Origin of the sequence: Bordetella tumulicola (assembly GCF_965138755.1) — a bacterium.
In the GTDB taxonomy this organism is placed as follows: Bacteria; Pseudomonadota; Gammaproteobacteria; order Burkholderiales; family Burkholderiaceae_B; genus Bordetella_A; species Bordetella_A tumulicola.
The window spans coordinates 143607-158464 of sequence record NZ_CBCSFP010000007.1 but is presented as its reverse complement, the minus strand read 5'-3'; the positions used below and the strand labels follow the sequence as shown (position 1 = coordinate 158464).

The window sequence follows — 14858 nt, the reverse complement described above, 5'->3', positions numbered from 1 at the left end:
CACGATAACGAAGCGATCCCTATGCCCGATTGCGCTGCCCCGCTCGCCCAGATCACCCCTGCAAGCCAAGTCTTGCCTGCACAGGCTTGCGATAGTCATTTCCATGTATTTGGCCCGGCCAATGTCTTCCCATACGCCGAAGGGCGTCCCTATACGCCGCCAGATGCCCCATTCGAACAGTTGCGTCAGTTGCATCAGCAACTCGGATTCAGCCGAGGTGTCATCGTGCAGCCCGGTTGCCATGGCTACGACATGTCGGCCACGCTGGACGCGCTGGACAAGGGGGCAGGGCAATACCGCGCCGTGGCCCTCGTGGCGCCTGATGTGAGTGAGCAGGACATCGCCGAACTGGATCGGCGCGGCGTACGTGGCGTGCGCTACAACTTTGTCGCGCATTTGGCCAATGGCGGTTGGGATGAGTTGGCACGTGTCGTGCCGCGTATCGCGCCATTCGGATGGCATGTGTGCATTCATTCGGACCAGGCATCGCTGATGGGTTTGTTGCCGCGCCTGAAAACGTTGCCTATCCCGTTTGTCATTGATCACATGGGCCGTGTGGCGGCTGCCCAAGGCGTCGCTAATGAAGCATTTCAGGCGCTGCTGGCGCTGCGGGACCAGCCGAATGCCTGGATCAAAATCTCAGGATTGGATCGCGTGTCGAGCCAGGGTAAACGGCCTTTCCAGGATGCCGAGCCCTTGATGGCGGCCTTGCTGGACGTCATGCCGCAGCGCCTGCTATGGGGCACGGACTGGCCCCATCCCAATGTGGCGGGCGACATGCCGGACGATGGTGAGTTGCTCAATACCTTTCTGCGCTTGTGCCCGGATCCTGCCATGCAGCGCCAGATACTGGTGGACAACCCGCAAGCGTTGTACCGATTCGCTCCCTGAGCGCGCTGCCGTTCATCACGAAATCCCTAACCTCACACACCACAAGTATGGAAGCAATGCTGATCAAATTTCCGGAAGAGACCTTGGACACCACTGCGTTGCTGGCCTTACCTGGCGTGACGCAAGCGCATGTGCACATCTATCACGCAGCGGACCACCGTGAAACCTATGCCTGGTTAGCGGCTGCGATTGATGTGCCGGCGTTGCAGGCTGTGCTGCGTGCGCGGCATCCGCAGGCCCAAGTGGTCAACCTGACTTTGACGACGGACGTCGCGGGCCACTCCACGGGACAGGCCGCTGCCTGGTTTTATGTGGTTGAAACCGATATCAAGCCGGGTGCCGAAGCCGATTTCGATCAGTGGTATGAAACCGAGCATTTGCCGGGATTGGCCGCCGTGCCAGGTACTGTGCGTGCGCGGCGCTACGTCGCGCAGGTAGGCTCGCCGCGCTTTTATGCTTGCTATGACTTGGTGGAGCGCGAAACGTTTGGATCGCCGTCATGGCTAGCGGTGCGCGCCACGCCCTGGAGCGACCGCGTTCGCCCCAATTTCGTGAATACCAAACGCACCATGTTTCGCTTGGTGCAAGAACCGACAAAGGCCTGAATATGCCCCGATTGAATCCACCCGAACTGGACAATATGTCCGACCATCAGCGTCGCATCTATGACGCGATTGCCTCGGGGCCACGCGGCAAAGTGCGTGGGCCATTGGCGATCTGGCTGCATCGTGCGGGCCTGGCAGAGCACGCTCAGGCGCTGGGGCAATACTGCCGTTACGACTCTAGCCTGAGCCCTCGTCTATCCGAATTGGCCATCCTGACGATGGCGGCATGGTGGGAGGCCTCATTCGAATGGTGGGCGCATCATCCCATCGCCGTGAAGGCGGGACTGGATGCGACCGTCGCCGAACAGATCCGCGTAGGCGATGAGCCGGTGTTTTCCCAACCCGATGAGTCGGTGGTGTATCGATTCGTGCGTGCCTTGCTGCAGAAGCGTCGTGTCGAGGACGCGTTATATCAAGAGGCGATAGAAGTGCTCGGGACTGATAGCGTGGTGGACCTGGTCGGGGTCGCGGGTTATTACACCTTGATTTCCATGACGATCAACGTGTTCGACATCGGTCCTCCGGATGGCAGTACGGTCAGCTTTGCGCGTTGATCATCGGCAGACAATTTTTCATGCGTCGGATTTTTACGGGTCATTGACGCCATAACAACACTACGAGAGACACAACATGACAGGTCGTTTACAGGGCAAGGTGGCTATCGTCACCGGCGCGGGGAGCGTTGGTCCGGGTTGGGGAAATGGGCGCGCAATCGCCTATCGATTCGCGCAAGAGGGCGCACGCGTTTTTGCCGTGGACCGCGATGAGTCCGCCATGAAGGAAACGGTTGAGCGGGTGCGCGAAGCGGGGGGAGATATCTCCACGTGGTGCGCCGATGTGACGGATACCGACGCGGTGAAAGAGATGGTGCAAGCCTGCGTCGAATCGCTGGGCCGCGTCGATATTCTGGTCAATAACGTGGGCGGTTCACGCAAAGGCGGTCCGGTCGGTTTAGACGAGGCGGCGTGGGATGGCCAGATCGACTTTAACTTGAAGAGCGTGTATCTCGGTTGCCGACATGTCTTGCCCGTGATGCAGGCCCAAGGGGGTGGCGTCATCGTCAACATTGCGTCCACTTCCGGTATCCGCTGGACCGGCTCGGCGCAGGTCGGCTACGCCAGCGCCAAAGCGGGTGTCATTCAGCTGTCACGCGTCGTGGCCGTGGAGCACGCCAAGCAGAATATTCGTTGCAATACGGTGATCCCCGGGCAAATGCATACCCCCATGGTCGAAGTACGCCTGGCCGGTCAACGCGCGGGCGGCGATGTAGAGCAGTTGTTGGCGCAGCGACAGTCGCGCATTCCGTTGCCGTTCATGGGTGACGGGATGGACACGGCCAACGCCGCCTTGTTTCTGGCCTCGGACGAGGCGCGGTTTATTACCGCTACGGAAATTGTCGTTGATGGAGGCATGAGTGCACGCTGCGATTGATGGGGCACAGCCCACCCGCTATCCCGACCCCGCCGTTATTACGCTGGATCCGCGTTTCGAGAAACTTGTGTTGCCGCTCGCGGCCGTCGAACGTTTGGCGACGGGGTGTCGCTGGGCCGAGGGGCCGGTATGGTTTGGCGACGGCCGTTATTTACTCTGGAGCGATGTTTCCAATGATCGCATCATGCGCTGGGATGAGGTCAGTCAGCAAACGCATGTCTGGCGTCATGGTTCGGGCAATGCCAATGGCAACACCCGGGACCGGCAGGGCCGCTTGATCACCTGCGAGCACCTGGGCCGTCGCGTGACGCGTACCGAGCATGATGGCCGCGTGACGGTATTGGCCGATCGATACCAGGGCAAGCGGTTGAACTCGCCGAACGATGTCGTCGTAAAGTCGGATGGGTCGATCTGGTTCACCGATCCTCCCTTTGGCATCATCGGTTATTACCAGGGCGAGAAAGCGGAGCAGGAATTACCCGCCGCGATTTATCGGATCAGCCCTGACGGCAGCGATATAACGTTGGTGTGCGATACCGTCCAGGGCCCTAACGGGCTGGCGTTTTCGCCGGATGAGCGGCACTTGTACGTGATTGAGTCCCGGTCGCGTCCGCGCAATATCCTGGTGTTCGACGTGACCGAGGATGGCGGGCGTCTGGAGGCATCTCGAGTGCTCTTTGATGCGGCCGACGGTACGCCCGATGGCTTTCGCGTCGATATTGAAGGCAATCTTTGGTGCGGTTGGGGCATGGGATCCGCCGAACTCGACGGTGTTCGTGTGTATTCCCCTCAGGGTGAATTGCTTGGGCGTATCGCCTTGCCTGAGCGTTGCGCCAACTTGTGCTTTGGCGGCAAACACCGCAACCGCCTTTTCATGGCGTCATGCACGTCGATCTATTCCTTATACGTCAACACGCAAGGGGCGACCACCCTGTAGGGCGTGTCTGACGTTCATTTCATTTTGTCGAACTCGCCGCACCTCAGACGGCAAACCATAATCAGACAGGAGACCACCGTGTTTCATCTATCCCATTCACACATCGCCAAGCGCCTGACCACCTTGCGCGCGCCCGTTCGCCGTTTGATCAAATGCATCGCCGCCACGACGTTGGGCATCGCCGCTATCGGGGCACATGCCCAAGACAGCACCAGTCTGGTTGTCGCATTCCCTGCGGGCGGGCCTGCGGACTCGCTGGCCCGCATTGTCGCCGCGCAGCTAGAGAAAGAACTAAAGCATCCCGTGGTCGTCGAGAACAAACCCGGTGGCAATGGCGCGATTGCCGCGACCGATGTGGCCCGCGCGCGTCCTGACGGCCACAAGTTGTTTGTGAGTTCGGTAGGGGCCATCTCGATCAATCCCGGCTTGTATCCCAAGCTGATTTACGACCCCATCAACGATTTCCTCCCCGTCTCGCAGTTGGTCTCCGTTCCCGAGGTGCTGGTAGTGGGGCCCAACAGCCCCTATGTGGACGCTCAGGCTTTCGTCAAGCAAGTCAAAGGCGAAGGCTTGTCCATGGCCTCGTCGGGGGTCGGCAGCATGCCGCACATGGCGATTGCTCAGCTCAAGCTGGCCACAAAAGGCAACATCCTGCATGTGCCCTACAAGGGGGCTGCGCCTGCCATCACCGATACCATCGGTGGTCAGGTAGCGGGCTTTATCGGCGACGTGTCCGGGTTGATGCCGCATATCAAATCGGGCAAGGTCAAGGCGTTAGCCATTGCCGCGGCCAAGCGCTCGCCGGTATTGCCCGACGTCCCCACCTTTGACGAGTTGGGTATTCCGAATGTCTATGCTAACAACTGGTATGGCGTCTTTGCCCCAAAGGACACGCCTGCGTCGACGGTCGACTCGTTGAACGCCGTGTTCGCCAAGGTGCTGGCCTCGCCTGAAATGAAAACCTACGCCGAGTCAACGGGCGTTGAGTTGTCTCCCACGACACCCCAGGCTTTTTCGGATATCGTCCGTGGCGATGCCAAAAAATGGGGCGACTTGATCCGTGAAGAAAACATCACCGTCAACAACTAATGCACTGAAGAAGAGGGAGCACCGTTGTCGCGTCAGGTAGATTTAGAAAAATTCGTATACATTCTTAGGCATTGATTCCCTCCGCGGCCTATATCCTGAAAAGGAAAGGGACAGCTGGGCTGCATGAGACGGGTCGGGCAAAGGAGTGAGCGCCATGACGCGAACGAAAAAAGTCGTGATCGGATTGGGCGCCGTCATCGTTTTATTGGTGGCGGCCCTGATTATCGGCATCGCGCTCTTCAATTGGAATTATCTCAAGCCCACCATCAACATGAAGGTCTCCGAGGCCATCGGACGACCGTTCGCCATCAATGGCGACTTGACCGTTCAATGGCGGCGCTCGGCTGACGAACCAGGATGGCGTGGCTGGGTGCCTTGGCCACATGTGGCGGCCAACGACATCGCGGTGGGCAATCCTCCCTGGGCACAGTTTCCCGACATGGTCACGCTCAAGCGTGCCGAACTCAGCCTGTCGCCGGTGCCGCTATTGGCGCAACGCGTGGTCATTCGCAATATTCAATTGACCAGGCCGAGCGCGAATCTGGAGCGTTTGAGAGACGGGCGCACGAACTGGCTGTTCACCTTTCCAGAAGGCAGCGGTGAGACAGAGCCCTCTGCCTGGGTGATCGATATCGATCAAATCGGTTTTGACCAAGGGAAAGTTGCGTTTCGTGATGAAACGCTACAAGCCGACGTTCAGGCGAAAATTGACCCACTTGGTAAGCCGATTCCATATGAAGCGATCGCCGGCGGCGGCAAGGATGAGGAAAAGCAGCAGGAGTCGAAAGAGCAGAAGAAAGAAAAGGCCACAGGGGGCCAGGTGTCTGAAAAAGAAAAGACCGCCGACGCCAAGAAAACCGCCGACGCCAAGACGACAGGCGAAAGCAAGCAGACTCCTGACACTCAGAAAGCGTCGGACGCCAAGCAGGTCGCTGATACCCAGAAGACGCCTGACGTTAACAAAACCAGTGACGCCAAGCCCCCCGTTGACGCGGACAAGACCCCTGACGCCGCGACCAGGGCAGCACTGGCCGCTAAGCCGCCCGCCAGTGGCGAGGATGGTGTTCAGGGGGCGGCAACCCCGGTGCCGGTATCGAAGAAGGCCGCGGTGCGGGACGATTACGTCTTTGGCTGGAGCGTAAATGGACGCTACAAGGACCTACCCCTAAAAGGGGAAGGCAAGATCGGCGGCATGTTGGCCATGCAAGATCCCAATCGCCCTTTTCCCTTGCAGGCCGACGTATCCATCGGCAGAACGCGTATCGCCGTGATAGGCACCTTGACCGATCCCGCGAACCTCGGGGCCCTGGATCTGCGTCTGGCACTCTCGGGCGCCAGCATGTCTGACCTGTATCCCTTGACCGGTGTGACTTTGCCCGATACCCCCCGCTATTCCACCGACGGGCGTCTGGTGGCACGTCTGAAAAACGAAGGGGGGTCGGTCTTTCACTATCAAGACTTCAACGGCAAGGTCGGCGCCAGCGATCTACACGGCGATATGACATTTCGCGCCGGCGCGCCGCGTCCCAAGCTCACAGGCAAGCTGAGTTCGCGTTTGCTTCGACTCCAGGACCTAGGGCCTTTGATCGGTGTCCAGCCAGGCAACCAGAAGAAGACCGCCGCTAAAGAGGAGAAGAGCGATAAGGCAAGGTCGTCAGGCAAGGTCCTGCCCACGCAGGAGTTTCGGACAAATCGTTGGCGTGACATGGATGCCGATGTGGCGCTGTCGGCTGATCGGATTATTTATGACGAAAAAAAACCTATCAGCAAACTCGACGTACACCTGGTGCTCGACAACGGATTGTTGACCCTGGATCCGCTGCGCTTTGGGTTCGCTGGGGGCACGATCAACACCAATCTGAAACTGGATGGCGCCAAGACCCCCATGGATGGTCGCGCAAAGATCGGCGTACGCGGGCTGCGCTTAAAGCAGCTGTTTCCCAATGTCGAATCCATGAAAAAGGCGCTGGGCCAATTGAACGGAGACGTTGCCTTAAGCGGCACGGGCAACTCGGTGGCCGCGTTGCTGGGCACCGGCAATGGCAATGCCACGGTGCTGGTCAATGATGGCGTGATCAGTAGAGGGCTGATGGAAATCGCCGGGCTGAATGTCGGCAACTACGTGATCACCAAGTTGTTCGGCGACGAAGAAGTCAAGATCAACTGCGGTGCCGCCGACCTGCAAATGAAGCAGGGCGTCATGACGCCGAAAGTCTTCGTCTTTGATACGGAGAACGCCATTGTCAGTATCGCGGGCAATGTCAATTTCAAAAACGAAACCCTGGATCTGGATATTTCACCCGAGAGTAAAGGGGTGCGGCTGTTCTCGTTGCGCTCTCCCTTGTATGTGGAGGGGACGTTTGCCGATCCGAAGGCTGGCGTTCAGGTCTTGCCCCTGGTCGCCCGTGGCGCAGGGGCAGTGGCGCTAGGCGTGCTGCTCACACCGGTGGCCAGTTTGTTGGCATTGGTCGCGCCAAGCTCCGGCGAGACCGACGAGCAGTGCGGTGCGATGCTGAAGCAAATACGCGAGCCCGCGAAGGGGAAAAAGTAAGTCCATGGGGCTCCGCGCGCCAAGCAAGATACCTGCCTTGAAAAAAGCATGTATAATCTTCGTCTCACTTGCTTGGGGCCTGTCAGTTTTTAGGGGTTCCAAGTTCAAGCGGGCTGTTAGCTCAGTTGGTAGAGCAGCGGACTCTTAATCCGTAGGTCGAGTGTTCGAGCCACTCACAGCCCACCAGAAATATCAAGGACTTAGCGAGAAATCGCTAAGTCCTTTTCTATTTCCAGCCTCTTCGTGTCCGACATGTGTCCGAAATTTCTCCATGTCGGATGAATGAGACGTGGCGAGACGCTATGATGCCGAGCCACTGACCGTGTGGCGCTCCGCTTCATCATGCTGGCCTTCGCGCCAAAGAATGGGACCTCGGCTGACAAGGTGGCTCAGTGGTATATCCCTGAGGGTCGTCAATCCAGGCTTGCAATGATGAGGGTGTCCAGCCGCATGCTCGCCCACCCAAATGCACCGGATGCGGAAATTTGCCGTCCGCGATGCGCCGGTACAACGTCGCCCGGCTCAATGCAGTAATGCGTAGCACGTCGACAATGCGGTAGAACGCCGGTCGGCGGTGCGATGGGCTATCGTCCTGATCGAAATGAGGCATGGCTGACTCCTGTGTGTACAGGCCGATCAGATTGCCTCAAGCGGTCTCGATGCCAAACCCGCAGGGGCGTAGTCAAGCAAAGCGCGACCTCGACCGCCTTAACGCTTGAAGCGCGGTGTCCAGGACTTGATAAGATTGTTCTCATCCTCTTCTTCTTCGGGGTCCGGAAGGTCGATGCCGTAGAGCACTGTCAGGGTTTTTCCGTAACGGCCTAGCCCTACTACGTCTTCGCTAATTTCAATGTGGCGCTTGCCGCCAAACCAGTGTTGGAGGTTTGAGGTCTCTTCCTGACGTACTCCATGCTCAACATTGGCAGGAACTTGGTTGAACGCGAATGTTGCGGTATTGCGTGGTACCCCTTCGCGTTTCTTAAGCCAGTCGATGCCATCAAGTTGTTTTAGCGCCTCGGACATGAAGCAGTGATCGATGACTCCGCCGCGACTGACGATGATAGCGACGGGATCGCGGGCGCATTGCGTGTACCTGATAGCGGTGGCATGTAGGGAGGTCTTACACAAGGTCGCGAGAGCCTCGATCGCCGCGAGCCCCTCTCCAGCCCTGTCAATGGCGGGAAAGAACAAATGCCGTGGCATCAGTAGACCCGCTGCGAAGCGATCGGCTTCGGCCTCATATTTGTTGCCGGAGTTAAAGCCCGCGCGTGAGAGGTGCATTCCGGTCTCGCCCTGGATGACGGCCTCGACATGGCCAGGCATGAAGTAGTGCCCCAATTCATGGGCTATGCTGAAATTCTCGAAACCTTCGTTCTGCAGGTGCGTGGCATAGGCAATGGCGAAATCATTCCCCAGGCGGACTAGCATTCCCGAGCACCCTTTGTCCTCGACCGGTTTAGCCTGAACGACGATTTCGCGCTTCTCTGCAATTGTGCACGGATTGATCGGAAGGGCCGTAACCCCCATGCCTTTGACGATCTGTTCTGCGGCTTGTGACGCAAAGGCGTAGGGGTCAGCGCTCATTTTTTTCCTTTATCTTCGGCGCGTTTGGCGAGCATCGTGATGAGATCGTCTGCCATCTTACGATCGGACCCATCCAGGGCTTCGTAGTGACGGTGGAGCCTGTCGGCCCCGGCTAGATCCTTGAATTCGGCAACGCGGCCCAAAAGGTAGTCGGTTGTCACATCGAGGGCATCGGCCAGGTATCGGAGGTTGTCGAAGGACGGCTTGCGCGTTCCGGTTTCAAAGTGGGAAATCGCTGAGGACTGCATGTTGGCCTTTTCGGCCAATTGGCTTTGGTTGAGGCCGCGATACTCGCGCGCCGTTCGCAACCTCTCCTGAAAAACAACTGCTGGGGATAGGGGGGTTGACTGAGACATGACGATACCGTATAGTTTGTGTTGACTAGTTCGTCATGGCCCTTCGGGCCTCTCTTTTGGCCGGGGGCTTGACGAATTCGTCATATTCTAGATGACGCTCCCGGCGCTGGCAAGCACAGAAAGGAATCTGCCATGGCTGACGCCCAAGTAACCTGTATTACGAAACCACATCCGCAAAGCACTCACGAACACATCACGCATCTCGGTAACCCCGGGCGCTGGACGTGGACGCGGGAGCAAGTGATCGAAAGCATCGAGGCCAAGACCAACACGTTCTTCGTGTTGGACCCAGAAAACGGGAAGCGCGCTGATATCGGCGTGGTTCGCGAGTCGGGGAAAGCCCCTTATGTCCGCACTTACGCGGATGGTCGGTGGAACAACAACCTGTTGTCGCTGAACCAGTGCCCCCTGAACTAACTAACGCCAATCTGACCAGAAGGAGGTTTCCATGGCGACGACGAAGAAGCCCGGTGAAAGCACCGGAAACAAAGGCGGGATCTACCAAGAGGTTGGACCCCGTGGCGGCAAGCAACCGAACTACACGACTGTTCCCGATAACCGGCAGATGCCGCCGACCACCAAGCCCGGCCATGCCTGGACACCTGTGAAGGTAACTCCCACCAGCGACCGATGAGGGATAGCGAAGTGCTTTTCCGGGCGGCTTTGGCCGCCCTTTTTGCTCGAAACCTTTAACTCTTGAATGATATGTCCGGAGCTTGCCGGGGAAAGGGGTCACCTCGCCGTAGTCTCGGAATGCAGCGTGGCATATCTCCGCCTAACTTTTCATGCGTCTGAATCCCCGATCGCTCTCGATGAATCTCGCCAGCATGTACGGAATCAACACCTCAGCATTGACCTTCTCACCGTAAAGCTGGGTGTGCTCGGTCGCATATCGCTCCAATTCATCCCTCAAAGTTGCCGATAGACTGATAGTCATTTTCACGGCCTGCTGCTTGGGCAGCGGCCCAAGGCGTAGCTTGTTCGCCATCGCGTCACCTATTGATGAAAATTGGCCGGTACGGCCGTAGCGTGATGTCCCGATTCACGATCACCCGCACCGGCATGCCGGGTCGGATTGTAAGTGTCGGCTGAATGTTCATGTTCCGGCGAGTCATCTCCTGGCCAAACTGGTTAACGCTGTCCTGAGCGCTATCGCGGCCCGCGATGATGATGCGATCGCCATCGACGCGGTTCTCCGGCGCGGCCAGCTCGGCCCCCACGCCCAGTAGTGTGGTCAGCGCCGCGCCAGCCAGCACTCGATCCCAATGCCAGTCCACGTCATCCTCCAAGCCGGCATAACCAGCTGGATCGATCGCCGCGAGGTTGTCGAGCGTCACCGACGACGTGTCCGGCAGAATGATCCGCTCCCAGACCGCCTGCGCTCGACTTTGCCCGTAGGCTACCCGGCTGTTGTAGCGGCCAATTAGCTGCGAGCCTTGTGGGACAAGGACATGCTGATGCGTCGCGCTGTCGTAGACCGGCTCCGTCACGGTGGCAATGATGTCGCCTGGCAAATCCGATTTGATACCCGTGACCAGCGCGGCCGCGATGACGGTACCGGCCATCAATGTGTCCGGCCCGCGCGGCGCCTCCATGCGGTGCGTGCTCTGCGTTGCTCGCGCGCCCTGGCCAGCGAAGGCCGTTTTGTTGTCCTGCATGTTCTGAGTTTGCAGGGGATCAACCGGGGCGGCGTCGCCGCCCATGCCGGCCAGTGCCGTCGTGCCAGGCGCAGTCATCGACGGCGGCACGCCCGCCGGGGCGCTGCCTCGGTTGCTACCCTTGTAGAAAATCGGCGCGCGGGCCGCGTCCTGAGCCTCTTTCAACCGCGCCAGCCGCTCAGCCTCGGCGGGGTCCGGTCCACCATGCGGGCGCAGATCCGCTTCCTGTTGGGCGCGCAGCATGGGCCGGCCCAGGTCGCCCGGCAGCGGCGGCCCGAGGGGCGGCGCCGGCATCGGTGCGGGTGACGGCACCTGGCTGTAATCGCGCGGCAAGGCGTTCAGGCCCTCTGCCGGAGAAATCTTGTCCACGTTGTAAAGTTCTTCGGAGGCGCCAGCGCGCCGCTTTTGCGGTTGTAGCGACCACATGGTCGCGCCCAACACCATGGCTGATACCCCGCCCACCAGAATGGCCAGCGTGCGGCGATTCAGCCTCGTCACTGGTTGAGGTGTCGCGCGCAACGCAACCGATTCGGGAGCGACCTTGGGCGGCGACTCTTCGGCGTCATCGGAGTGGTCGGTCGTCATGATCCGCTCCGCTTCGTTTGTACGTCGTTGCGCTCGATGCGCACGATCTTGGCGTCGTCACCGCCCAGGCGCAGTTCGACCGCTCCAAACAATCGATCGACGATGTAGTACGGCTCCACATATCTCGGGTTGACCAGTTGCAGGCCGCCGTCCGGCCCGATCAGGAACAAGGGCGGCAATTCGCCCTGGGCGATGGCGGCTGGAAACTGGATATACACCTTCTGCCCGTCATCAAAAGCTCGCAGCGGCCGCCACGGGGGCGAATCGCCCGTGATGTCATATCGGAACCGTAGTTGATCAAGCGACAACCCAGCGGCCAAGGGAGTTGTCGCTCGCGCCTGCTCGGCCTGCTTCTTCAATTCCTCCATGCGATCCTGCGGGTAGTCCCAAGACACGGAAGCCATCCAGGCCGATTCGGTGGACGTCAACTCCAGCAGGTAGATACGTCGATCGGTCGTCACGACCAGATTGGTTTTCAGGCCCGGGCGAATGGGTTTGACCTGCAGGTTGGCGCGCAACTTGGCGTCGCTTCCGCTGGTTGAGTCGCCCACGATCCAGCGCACCGTGTCGCCCGCCGAAATATCGATCAACTTTTCACCTGGTTGCAGCAAGATCAGCGTTACGCGGCCCGGACTGGCGTAGACCTGATAGAGCGCGCCATCTGAATATGGCCACACTTGAATGGCGTTGATGAAGCCGTCGCGAGTCGGCGCCATCCGTGCTTCTTGGTTGGCTTGCGCAATCGATGAGGCCGGATTGACCGGCTGCGGCTTAGGCTGCGGGTCCTCTATCGGCTTGAGCTGCCCCGGCAAAGGCAACGGCGTTGGCACCGGCACGATCTCGACCGGCTTGGCCGGCTCGGGAATTGCCACGGGTGCGGATACGGCCACGGGTTCGTCCAGCGAAATCGTGGGCGGTGGCGTGCCCCGCGCGGCGCAGCCGGCGAGCGCCGCCGACGCCGCGAGAATCATCCAAGGGGAAAAGGCTTTCATGGTGTATTGCCTCCAAGTTGCCGGCTCCAACTGATGCCATCGACATAGATACCGGGTGGGTTTTTTTTCAGCTTCTCTTCGGTATTGGGCGGCTGCAGCACGATGGTGAGAATCGCCGTCCATTGCTCGGTCGTGGCGAGCGAGCCGTTGACGTAAGCGCGCTCGCTCCACTGCACCTGGAACGACCGATCGCTGGCCCGAACGACGCTCGCCACTTCCACGGTCACGGTCTGCTTGCCGATTTTGGTGAAAGGATCATTTGCCCGCGCGTATTCGTTGAGGAACGCAGCACCCCGTGTGGTCGTATAGGCGTAGGCCTGCAGCCAGTTCTGCCGGACGATGATGGGATCAAGCGAAATCGAACGGACATTGCCGACGAACCGCGCCAGGTCATAGGCGATCTGCGCGTCGGTGGGCGTGTAGGGCATGGTAGCTTTGCCAACGGCGCGGACATGGCCGGATGTCTCGACCTCGACGACATAGGGCGTTACCAGGGATTGGGTGGAGCGCCATACATAGGCGCTCATCGATCCCATCGCCAATAGCAAGCACCCGAAAGCCATCAGGCGCCAATTCTTGGCCTGAACACGCGCGCTGCCCAGCCGGTCATCCCAAACCTGTGCCGCTCTCTGGTACGGAGTCACGGGTTCGGGTGTGGCGGAGTACTTCACCGACGGTCGCCGAAATCGCATCGCGCTCTCCTAGTTCGAATCATCATGCAAACGCGGGCTGGGGCTGCTGCCCCCGCCGCCATCGCCCGCGCGTAGCGTGTGGGCGGCCAGCGTTACGCCATGCGTGGCCTGCTGCCGACTTTGTGCCCGTTTGGCCCAGGCGGGCGGCCCGCCTGGTTCACCCGCGCCTCGCGCGGAATCGCTGTGGTGGGAAGGAGGTGCAGCATTGCCACCTCCCGAGGCTTTGCCACCTGGGGTCATCCGCTCCTGGGCAGCCGAAGCGCCAGCGCGGGCAACGGCACCCAAGCCCGCCGCCGCCGCGCTTAAACCGGACTTGCCTGCTGCGCCGGCGGCATACGCCTGCCGGGCGCCGCTCGCCATCGAGGCGGCAGCGCGAGCACCACCCATGCCGCCACGCAGCCCGGCACCTGCCAGCGCTGTGCCCGCTGCGGCGACACCGGCCACACCCATGGCCGTGCCGGCCGCGGCGCCCGCGCCTAGCTGCGGCGCACCGGATACCAGCCCAGTCGCTATGCCCGGCCCAAAAATCGCCAGCCCCAGCATCGCAAGCGAAGCCAGGACGACAGCTGCCGCTTCATCGAGCGTCGGCTCGGGACTGATGCCTGTCCTGAAGTCGTTGAAAACTAGCGTGCTGATGCCGACGATGACGGCCAGTACCAAGACCTTGATGCCGGCGGCAATGACATTACCCAGCACCTTTTCGGCAAGAAACGATGTCTTGTTCCACAGGGAGAACGGCACCAGCACGAAGCCGGCGAGCGTAGTCAGCTTGAACTCGATCAGCGTGATGAAGAGCTGAATCGCCACGACGAAAAAGCTCAAAACCACGATCACCCAGGCCAGTAGCAGCACGACAACAATTTCGAAGTTTGCAAAGATCGACGTGAAACCCGACAGCCTCCCGACCTCCGCCAACAGCGGTGCCGCCGTATCGACCCCGACTTGCGCCAGTCGCCCCGGTTGCAGTAGTTGCGCTACCGTAATGGTCGATCCGGAGGCCACCAGGCCCAATCCCGCGAACGAGCGGAAGATGATGCCAGCCAGCGCATTGAAGTTGCCGATGATGTAGGCGAAGGCGCCGACATACAGTGTCTTTTTGATGAGCTTGCTGAGGATGTCATCGTGGCCGCCCATCGCCCAGAAAAGGCCCGCCAGCGTCATGTCGATGACGACCAGCGTAGCTGTGAGAAAGCTGACCTCGCCGCCCAGGAGGCCGAACCCGCTATCGATGTAGCGGGAATAGACGTCCGTGAAGCGGTCGATGATGGCCAGGTCGTTCATGGCTGAGCGCGTGGCGCCTCGTAGGGCGTGTATTGCGCCTTGCCGTCGCCTTGGAAACGCTGCCGCCGCTTCTGAGCGTCCTGCGTGACGGTGGCGTCATCGGCAGCCGGTGCGGCGGCAGGCGGCTGCGGCTCTTCCTTGCCGCAGCCGGCCAGCATCACGCCACACAGGGCGGCAATCATCCAGCGATAGATCATGCGGATCTC

Annotated in this window: 18 protein-coding genes and 1 tRNA gene; 10 read left to right on the top strand and 9 right to left on the bottom strand. The window is 60.0% G+C overall.

Annotated elements, in window-relative coordinates:
- Positions 1–21: 21 nt before the first annotated feature.
- From ACNAZS_RS17905 to ACNAZS_RS17870, 8 genes are all read left to right on the top strand, one after another.
- Complete coding sequence (locus ACNAZS_RS17905; RefSeq protein ID WP_415791762.1) at positions 22–891, top strand: amidohydrolase family protein; 870 nt, start codon at positions 22–24, stop codon at positions 889–891.
- A 56-nt stretch (positions 892–947) separates the two neighbouring features.
- Positions 948–1496, top strand: a complete 549-nt coding sequence (locus ACNAZS_RS17900; protein WP_415791760.1) for a hypothetical protein — start codon at positions 948–950, stop codon at positions 1494–1496.
- A gap of 2 nt (positions 1497–1498) precedes the next feature.
- Entirely contained in the window at positions 1499–2050 is a 552-nt protein-coding gene (locus ACNAZS_RS17895; protein WP_415791758.1) for a carboxymuconolactone decarboxylase family protein, read from the top strand.
- A gap of 76 nt (positions 2051–2126) precedes the next feature.
- Complete coding sequence (locus ACNAZS_RS17890; protein WP_415791756.1) at positions 2127–2927, top strand: SDR family NAD(P)-dependent oxidoreductase; 801 nt, start codon at positions 2127–2129, stop codon at positions 2925–2927.
- The gene (locus tag ACNAZS_RS17885; RefSeq protein WP_415791754.1) at positions 2911–3864 is read left to right on the top strand and encodes an SMP-30/gluconolactonase/LRE family protein; all 954 of its coding nucleotides are present in this window, start codon (positions 2911–2913) and stop codon (positions 3862–3864) included. The genes ACNAZS_RS17890 and ACNAZS_RS17885 overlap by 17 nt, the downstream gene beginning before the upstream one ends.
- Positions 3865–3942: 78 nt before the next feature.
- Positions 3943–4953: a Bug family tripartite tricarboxylate transporter substrate binding protein gene (locus tag ACNAZS_RS17880; RefSeq protein ID WP_415791752.1), complete on the top strand. Its 1011-nt coding sequence runs from the start codon at positions 3943–3945 to the stop codon at positions 4951–4953.
- A 154-nt stretch (positions 4954–5107) separates the two neighbouring features.
- Positions 5108–7504 (top strand): AsmA family protein, encoded by a 2397-nt coding sequence (locus ACNAZS_RS17875; RefSeq protein WP_415791750.1) that lies wholly within the window; start codon positions 5108–5110, stop codon positions 7502–7504.
- Between the two features lie 110 nt (positions 7505–7614).
- A tRNA-Lys gene (locus tag ACNAZS_RS17870) sits at positions 7615–7690 on the top strand.
- A gap of 154 nt (positions 7691–7844) precedes the next feature.
- Here the strand turns inward: ACNAZS_RS17870 and ACNAZS_RS17865 are convergent.
- The 3 genes from ACNAZS_RS17865 to ACNAZS_RS17855 all read right to left on the bottom strand — a co-directional run bounded on the left by ACNAZS_RS17865 (position 7845) and on the right by ACNAZS_RS17855 (position 9444).
- Positions 7845–8114: a helix-turn-helix transcriptional regulator gene (locus tag ACNAZS_RS17865; RefSeq protein ID WP_415791748.1), complete on the bottom strand. Its 270-nt coding sequence runs from the start codon at positions 8112–8114 to the stop codon at positions 7845–7847.
- Positions 8115–8212: 98 nt separating this feature from the next.
- Complete coding sequence (locus ACNAZS_RS17860; RefSeq protein ID WP_415791746.1) at positions 8213–9088, bottom strand: ImmA/IrrE family metallo-endopeptidase; 876 nt, start codon at positions 9086–9088, stop codon at positions 8213–8215.
- Positions 9085–9444 carry a helix-turn-helix domain-containing protein gene (locus ACNAZS_RS17855; protein ID WP_415791744.1) on the bottom strand — a complete coding sequence of 120 codons (360 nt, stop codon included), beginning with the start codon at positions 9442–9444 and terminating at the stop codon, positions 9085–9087. The genes ACNAZS_RS17860 and ACNAZS_RS17855 overlap by 4 nt, the downstream gene beginning before the upstream one ends.
- A 132-nt stretch (positions 9445–9576) precedes the next feature.
- Between ACNAZS_RS17855 and ACNAZS_RS17850 the strand changes: the two genes are divergently transcribed.
- Entirely contained in the window at positions 9577–9861 is a 285-nt protein-coding gene (locus ACNAZS_RS17850; RefSeq protein ID WP_415791742.1) for a DUF3892 domain-containing protein, read from the top strand.
- A gap of 31 nt (positions 9862–9892) precedes the next feature.
- A complete protein-coding gene (locus tag ACNAZS_RS17845; RefSeq protein WP_415791740.1) occupies positions 9893–10078 on the top strand; it encodes a hypothetical protein in 186 nt (61 codons plus the stop codon).
- Between the two features lie 141 nt (positions 10079–10219).
- On the opposite strand, the gene ACNAZS_RS17840 is transcribed toward ACNAZS_RS17845, so the two are convergent.
- Genes ACNAZS_RS17840 through ACNAZS_RS17815 form a run of 6 tightly spaced genes read right to left on the bottom strand, consistent with a single transcriptional unit; the run spans position 10220 to position 14849 of the window.
- Positions 10220–10432: a DUF2274 domain-containing protein gene (locus tag ACNAZS_RS17840; protein WP_415791738.1), complete on the bottom strand. Its 213-nt coding sequence runs from the start codon at positions 10430–10432 to the stop codon at positions 10220–10222.
- 4 nt (positions 10433–10436) lie between these two features.
- Complete coding sequence (locus tag ACNAZS_RS17835; protein WP_415791736.1) at positions 10437–11687, bottom strand: TraB/TrbI/VirB10 family type IV secretion system protein; 1251 nt, start codon at positions 11685–11687, stop codon at positions 10437–10439.
- On the bottom strand, positions 11684–12679 hold the full coding sequence (gene trbG / locus ACNAZS_RS17830) for a P-type conjugative transfer protein TrbG (protein ID WP_415791734.1): 996 nt from the start codon (positions 12677–12679) through the stop codon (positions 11684–11686). The genes ACNAZS_RS17835 and trbG overlap by 4 nt, the downstream gene beginning before the upstream one ends.
- Positions 12676–13371: a conjugal transfer protein TrbF gene (trbF, locus tag ACNAZS_RS17825; protein WP_415791732.1), complete on the bottom strand. Its 696-nt coding sequence runs from the start codon at positions 13369–13371 to the stop codon at positions 12676–12678. The genes trbG and trbF overlap by 4 nt, the downstream gene beginning before the upstream one ends.
- Positions 13372–13380: 9 nt before the next feature.
- Positions 13381–14652: a P-type conjugative transfer protein TrbL gene (gene trbL / locus ACNAZS_RS17820; protein ID WP_415791730.1), complete on the bottom strand. Its 1272-nt coding sequence runs from the start codon at positions 14650–14652 to the stop codon at positions 13381–13383.
- Positions 14649–14849, bottom strand: a complete 201-nt coding sequence (locus ACNAZS_RS17815) for a hypothetical protein (RefSeq protein WP_415791728.1) — start codon at positions 14847–14849, stop codon at positions 14649–14651. The genes trbL and ACNAZS_RS17815 overlap by 4 nt, the downstream gene beginning before the upstream one ends.
- Positions 14850–14858 lie beyond the last annotated feature (9 nt).

Excerpts from the sequence above, each read along its gene's own strand:
- ACNAZS_RS17905 (WP_415791762.1), top strand. The coding sequence starts at position 22 with ATGCCCGATTGCGCTGCCCCGCTCGCCCAGATCACCCCTGCAAGCCAA.
- ACNAZS_RS17900 (WP_415791760.1), top strand. The coding sequence starts at position 948 with ATGCTGATCAAATTTCCGGAAGAGACCTTGGACACCACTGCGTTGCTG.
- ACNAZS_RS17895 (WP_415791758.1), top strand. The coding sequence starts at position 1,499 with ATGCCCCGATTGAATCCACCCGAACTGGACAATATGTCCGACCATCAG.
- ACNAZS_RS17890 (WP_415791756.1), top strand. The coding sequence starts at position 2,127 with ATGACAGGTCGTTTACAGGGCAAGGTGGCTATCGTCACCGGCGCGGGG.
- ACNAZS_RS17875 (WP_415791750.1), top strand. The coding sequence starts at position 5,108 with ATGACGCGAACGAAAAAAGTCGTGATCGGATTGGGCGCCGTCATCGTT.
- ACNAZS_RS17865 (WP_415791748.1), bottom strand. The coding sequence starts at position 8,114 with ATGCCTCATTTCGATCAGGACGATAGCCCATCGCACCGCCGACCGGCG.
- ACNAZS_RS17860 (WP_415791746.1), bottom strand. The coding sequence starts at position 9,088 with ATGAGCGCTGACCCCTACGCCTTTGCGTCACAAGCCGCAGAACAGATC.
- ACNAZS_RS17855 (WP_415791744.1), bottom strand. The coding sequence starts at position 9,444 with ATGTCTCAGTCAACCCCCCTATCCCCAGCAGTTGTTTTTCAGGAGAGG.
- ACNAZS_RS17850 (WP_415791742.1), top strand. The coding sequence starts at position 9,577 with ATGGCTGACGCCCAAGTAACCTGTATTACGAAACCACATCCGCAAAGC.
- ACNAZS_RS17845 (WP_415791740.1), top strand. The coding sequence starts at position 9,893 with ATGGCGACGACGAAGAAGCCCGGTGAAAGCACCGGAAACAAAGGCGGG.
- ACNAZS_RS17840 (WP_415791738.1), bottom strand. The coding sequence starts at position 10,432 with ATGGCGAACAAGCTACGCCTTGGGCCGCTGCCCAAGCAGCAGGCCGTG.
- ACNAZS_RS17835 (WP_415791736.1), bottom strand. The coding sequence starts at position 11,687 with ATGACGACCGACCACTCCGATGACGCCGAAGAGTCGCCGCCCAAGGTC.
- trbG (WP_415791734.1), bottom strand. The coding sequence starts at position 12,679 with ATGAAAGCCTTTTCCCCTTGGATGATTCTCGCGGCGTCGGCGGCGCTC.
- trbF (WP_415791732.1), bottom strand. The coding sequence starts at position 13,371 with ATGCGATTTCGGCGACCGTCGGTGAAGTACTCCGCCACACCCGAACCC.
- trbL (WP_415791730.1), bottom strand. The coding sequence starts at position 14,652 with ATGAACGACCTGGCCATCATCGACCGCTTCACGGACGTCTATTCCCGC.
- ACNAZS_RS17815 (WP_415791728.1), bottom strand. The coding sequence starts at position 14,849 with ATGATCTATCGCTGGATGATTGCCGCCCTGTGTGGCGTGATGCTGGCC.